At 71.8% G+C, this 5338-nt stretch carries 4 protein-coding genes; 1 reads left to right on the top strand and 3 read right to left on the bottom strand.

The window, feature by feature from the left end; all coding sequences use genetic code 11:
- Window positions 1-174 precede the first annotated feature (174 nt).
- A complete protein-coding gene (locus tag G6027_RS12090) occupies window positions 175-1950 on the bottom strand; it encodes a glycerol-3-phosphate dehydrogenase/oxidase (protein ID WP_182637395.1) in 1776 nt (591 codons plus the stop codon).
- A 79-nt stretch (window positions 1951-2029) separates the two neighbouring features.
- Between G6027_RS12090 and glpK the strand changes: the two genes are divergently transcribed.
- Entirely contained in the window at window positions 2030-3589 is a 1560-nt protein-coding gene (glpK, locus tag G6027_RS12095; RefSeq protein WP_182637396.1) for a glycerol kinase GlpK, read from the top strand.
- Here glpK and G6027_RS12100 read toward each other — a convergent pair whose 3' ends face one another.
- Complete coding sequence (locus G6027_RS12100; protein ID WP_182637397.1) at window positions 3590-4663, bottom strand: ABC transporter ATP-binding protein; 1074 nt, start codon at window positions 4661-4663, stop codon at window positions 3590-3592.
- A partial coding sequence (locus tag G6027_RS12105; RefSeq protein WP_182637398.1) for an ABC transporter permease subunit occupies window positions 4660-5338 on the bottom strand: 679 nt, incomplete at its 5' end. The genes G6027_RS12105 and G6027_RS12100, both read right to left, overlap by 4 nt.

Below are 5338 nucleotides of genomic sequence, written 5' to 3' on the forward strand. Positions count from 1 at the left end.
GCACGATCCGCTGCCCGACCGGGTGGCCGATCGGTCGGGACGGTGGCGGATTTCTGGTCTCTGGGGGGGGCGCGGAGCGCGGCCGGGCCCGACCGCCCCGGCCCCCCCGTCAGGCTCTCCTTCAGGCGGCCCCCCGTCAGGCCTTCCTTCAGGCGACCCCCGCCAGGCTCTCCTTCAGGCCGGGTGGTCGACGACCGGCTCGGCGCTCGCGGGATCAACGGCCGCCTCCACGAGGAACTCCCGGACCTCGGGGACGCCGCGGAGGAAGCGGTCCGCCTCGTCGTCGGACTCCGTCACCTGGCTGGCCTGCTCGGCGGCGACCCGCTGCTCGAACATCTCGACCTCCCGCTCGACGCGATCGGCATCCCAGTCCAGTACCTCCGCCATGAGCTGCGCGACCTCGCGGGCGCACGCCACCCCGCCGTGCTGGTACTCCATGGAGATCCGGGTCCGGCGCACCAGGACGTCCTCCAGGTGCAGCGCGGCTTCCGCGAGGGCGGCGTAGACGATCTCGACGCGCAGATAGCGATCAGCGCCGTCAAGGGTCTCCAGCAGGTCTGGGCGGTCCGCCGCAAGATCCAGCACGTCCTCGAGAAGCGAGCCGTAGCGGTCGAGCAGGTGCTGGACCTGCTCCTCCCTGATCTCGTAGTGGTCCGCGATCCGGTCAGCGCGGTTGACCATCGCCGGGTAGCCGTCGGCGCCGAGGAGGGGGATGCGATCGGTGGTGGAGACCGGAACGGATGCCGCGCGTTCCTGTCCCAGCTCGGCCACCGCCGCGTCGACCGCATCCGCCGCCATGACCCGGTAGGTGGTGTACTTGCCGCCCGCCACCACCACGGCCCCGGGAGCCACGGTCATCACCGCGTGTTCCCGTGAGAGCTTGGCGGTGGAGTCGGCCCCGCCCGAGAGCAGCGGGCGCAGCCCCGCGTACACACCGCGGACGTCCTCCCGCCCGATCGGGGTCGTGAGCACGGCGTTGACGTGCCCCAGGATGTAGTCGATGTCCGCGCCCGTCGCCGCGGGGTGGGCCAGATCGAGCTGCCAGTCGGTGTCGGTGGTGCCGATGATCCAGTACTCGCCCCAGGGGATCACGAAGAGCACGGACTTCTCGGTGCGCAGGATGAGGGCGGCCTCCGAGTCGACCTTGTCGCGGTCCACGACGATGTGGACCCCCTTGGAGGCGCGGACCGTGAAGCCGCCCTCCTCGCCCAGCATCTGCTGCAGGTGGTCGGTCCACACCCCCGCCGCGTTGAGCACCACCCCGGCGCGCACGTCGGTCTCGCGGCCGGTCTCCGCGTCGCGGACCCGCACGCCGATCACCCGTTCGCCCTCACGCAGGTACCCGATCACCTGAGTGGAGTTGGCGACCACCGCGCCGTGGAGGGCGGCGGTGCGGGCGAGCGTGAGGGTGTGACGGGCATCGTCGACCAGCGTGTCCCAGTACCGGATCCCCCCCACCACGGAGTCCTCGCGCAGGCCCGGGGCCACGCGGCGTGCCCCGGCGCGACTGTAGTGCTTCTGCGGCGGGACGCTCTTGGCGCCGCCCATGAGGTCGTAGAGGACGAATCCCGCGGCCATGTAGGGGCGTTCCCAGAATCGCCGGGTGAGCGGGAAGAGGAACTTGAGCGGCTTGACCAGGTGCGGGGCGAGTCGGGTCATGCTGAGCTCGCGCTCGTGGAGGGCCTCGGCGACGAGCCCGAAGTCGAGTTGCTCCAGATACCTCAGCCCGCCGTGGAACATCTTGGAGCTACGCGAGGAGGTCCCCGCAGCGAAGTCCCGGGCCTCCACCACCGCGACGCTCAGGCCACGCGTGGCCGCGTCGACCGCGCTGCCGGTGCCCACCACACCACCACCCACGATCACGATGTCGAAGGACTCCTCCGACAACCTCCGCCATGCCTCGACCCGGCGTTCGGGGCCGAGTACGGACCGTGATCTGTTCGTGGGCATCGTGCTCCCTCCGGGGCCGGGTATCGGATTCCGGCCGGTCGCGCCCGACTCTACGCCCGGCCGGACGTAGTCTGACGGCGTGACGCGTAACACCTTCATCCTCGCGATCGACCAGGGGACCACGTCCTCGCGTGCCATCCTCTTCGACCACGACGGTCTGCCGGTGCCCGCGGCCACCGCCCAGGTCGAACACCGGCAGATCCTGCCCCGGGCCGGGTGGGTGGAACACGACCCGCTGGAGATCTGGGAGAACGTGCGGACCGCCATGGCCCAGGTGGCCGGCCACGCCGACCTCGAACCGGCGTTGGTGAGCGCGATCGGCATCACCAACCAGCGGGAGACCGTGGTGGTGTGGGAGCGGGAGACCGGCGAGCCGGTCTACAACGCGATCGTCTGGCAGGACACCCGGACCTCGGGGATCTGCGCCCGGTTGGCGGCCGCACACCCCGAGGGCGACGACCGGTTCCGGGACGCCACCGGGCTACCCCTGTCCACCTATTTCGCGGGTCCGAAGATCCGGTGGATCCTCGATCACCTCGACTCCGAGGGCCGACGCGGCACCGAGCGGGCCGAGGCGGGAGAACTGCTGGCCGGGACCATCGACTCGTGGCTGGTGTGGAACCTCACCGGGGGCCGTCGCGGCGGGACCGACGGCGAGCCGGCGCTCCACGTCACCGACGTCACCAACGCCTCCCGGACCCTGCTCATGGATCTGCGGACGCTGGAGTGGTGCGACGAGCTCTGCCGGGAGATCGGCGTGCCGCGGGCGATGCTGCCCGACATCGTGCCGTCCTCGGGGGTGGTCGGACACGTGACCGAGCGGCGCATGTTCGGCGGGACGCCCATCGCGGGGATCCTCGGCGACCAACAGGCGGCCATGTTCGGGCAGACCTGCTTCGACCCCGGGGACGCCAAGAACACTTATGGGACCGGCGCGTTCCTGCTGCTCAACACCGGCACCACCCCCCAGTTCAGCGACAACGGGCTGCTCACCACCGTCTGCTACCAGCTCGGGGACGCCGCTCCCGTGTACGCCCTGGAGGGCTCCGTGGCGGTGGCGGGCTCGCTGGTGCAGTGGCTGCGGGACAACCTCGGGGTGATCTCGAGCGCGGAGGAGACCGAGGAACTGGCCAAGTCCCTCGAGGACAACGGCGACTGCTACCTCGTGCCCGCGTTCTCCGGACTGCTCGCCCCGCGCTGGCGTCCGGACGCGCGGGGCACCCTGGTGGGCCTGACCCGGTTCCACACCCGGGCCCACCTGGCGCGAGCAGCGCTCGAGGCCACCGCGTTCCAGTCCCGCGAGATGACCGACGCGATGGCCGCCGACGCCGGCAAGACCGCCGAGGCGCTGCGTGTCGACGGTGGGATGGTGGTCAACGACTACCTGATGCAGTTCCAGGCCGACATCCTGGGCATCGACGTGATCCGGCCCGAGGTCACCGAGACCACCGCCCTGGGTGCCGCGTTCGCCGCGGGCCTGGCGGTGGGTCAGTGGGACTCCCCCGACCGGCTCCGCGAGTTGTGGCGGGAGGACCGACGGTGGCAGCCACGGATGGCCGAGGACGAGCGCGCCCGCCTGTGGGGCCGCTGGAACGACGCCGTCGAACGGACCCTGGGCTGGGCCGCGACCGAGAGCTGATCAGGCGGGGACGGTCGGCCCCGCGTGGAAGACGGCAGGACGCAGGGGCGTCACCTCCACCCGGGCCCCCACCTCGAAGACCTCACCACCCGAGACCGGGACAGCGAAGCTCTGCTCGGTGCCGTCGAAGCACATCCGGATGAGGGTCGACGCCCCGACGAACTCGACGCCGGTGCACACGCCGTGACCCTCCGGCCCGACCCGACGGACCGCCAGGCTCTCGGGGCGCCACAGGACGGTTCCGACCCCGTGTGCGGGCGTATCGAGCGGGACCGCACCGATCGTGGTGTGCGCGACCCCACCGTCCGCGGTGGCAGGGAGCAGGACGACCTCGCCCGCCAGCTGGGCGACCTCGCGGCTCACCGGGTGGTAGTAGAGCCGCTCCGGGGTATCGACCTGGGCGAGGCGGCCGTCGATGAGCACGGCGACGCGATCCGCGGTGGCCAGCGCCTCCGCGCGGTCGTGGGTGACCAGGACCGACGTCGCACCGGACTCCGCGAGCAGGGCCGAGACCTCTGCACGGACGCGTCCCCGGAGAGCGGCGTCGAGCGCGCTGAACGGTTCGTCCAGCAGGATCAGTCCCGAGCCCGGAGCGAGCGCGCGTGCGAGTGCGACCCGCTGTTGCTGACCCCCGGACAGACGGGAGGGACGGTCGTCGGCGCGGTCCGCCAGCCCGACCAACTCGAGGACCTCGCGGACCCTGGCCGCCCGCTCGGTGCGGCTGCGCCACCGCGCCACCGGATCGACCGGTACGAGTCCGAACCCGACGTTCCGGGCCACGGACAGGTGCGGGAACAGAGCGCCCTGCTGGGGAACGAGACCTATTCCGCGGTGTTGGGCGGGAAGGGGGTCAACGCGGCGGCCGTCGACGAGGATGCGTCCCGCCGAAACCGGGTGGAGCCCCGCGATCATGCGCAGCACCGTGGTCTTGCCCGACCCGGAGGCCCCGAGTACGGCCAGCGCTTCCCCGGAGCCCACTGTCAGATCGAGATCCCGGACAACAGAGGCGCCGCCGTATCCGCCGGCCACCCCGCGCAGCTCGAGTACGCCGCCGGGGCGTCGTCGCACCGTCATGTGGCACTCACCTGAGTCTCCTCCGAATGAGCCGAGATGGCGGTCCGTGCCGGGACGCCTCGACCGGCCCCTCCCGAACCCCACCCGAACGACCTGCCGAGGACCGCAGCGGGGATCACGGCCACGGCCACGAGCATCGCAGCGTAGGGAGCGGCCTGGGAGTAGGCCGCCACCTCGGTATGGGCCCACATGGCGGAGGCCAGGGTCTCCGTTCCCGTGGGGCGCAGGAGAAGGGTAGCGGGGAGTTCCTTGGCCACACTGAGGAACACCAGGCTGGCCCCCGCGAGGACGCCCGGCATCGCGAGTGGGGCGACGACGCGCAGGAAGGTCCGGAACCGGCCGGAGCCCAGCGCCCCCGAGGCGTCCTCGAGCGCGGTCGGGATCGCTCCGATCGCGGACCGGACCACACCCACGGCGAGCGGGAGGAACAACACCACATACCCGAACACGAGCATCGGCACCTGCTGGTACAGGCCGGGGACCAGCCGAATCCCCACGAACACCACGGCCAACCCGACCGTGATCCCGGGGAGCGCGAAGCCGATCTGGGCGACCGCCTCGGTGGTCCGGGCGACCGGGCCGTTCGACCGGGCCGCGAGGATGCCGATGGGCAGGGCCAACACGATCGTCACGAGCGCCGCGATACCGGACACCCCTGCCGTGGTGGCGGCCGCC

This window comes from Dietzia sp. SLG310A2-38A2 (genome assembly GCF_014145095.1).
Classification (GTDB): domain Bacteria; phylum Actinomycetota; class Actinomycetes; order Mycobacteriales; family Mycobacteriaceae; genus Dietzia.

Coding starts and splice junctions, on each gene's coding strand:
- G6027_RS12090 (WP_182637395.1), bottom strand. CDS start 1,950: ATGCCCACGAACAGATCACGGTCCGTACTCGGCCCCGAACGCCGGGTC.
- G6027_RS12100 (WP_182637397.1), bottom strand. CDS start 4,663: ATGACGGTGCGACGACGCCCCGGCGGCGTACTCGAGCTGCGCGGGGTG.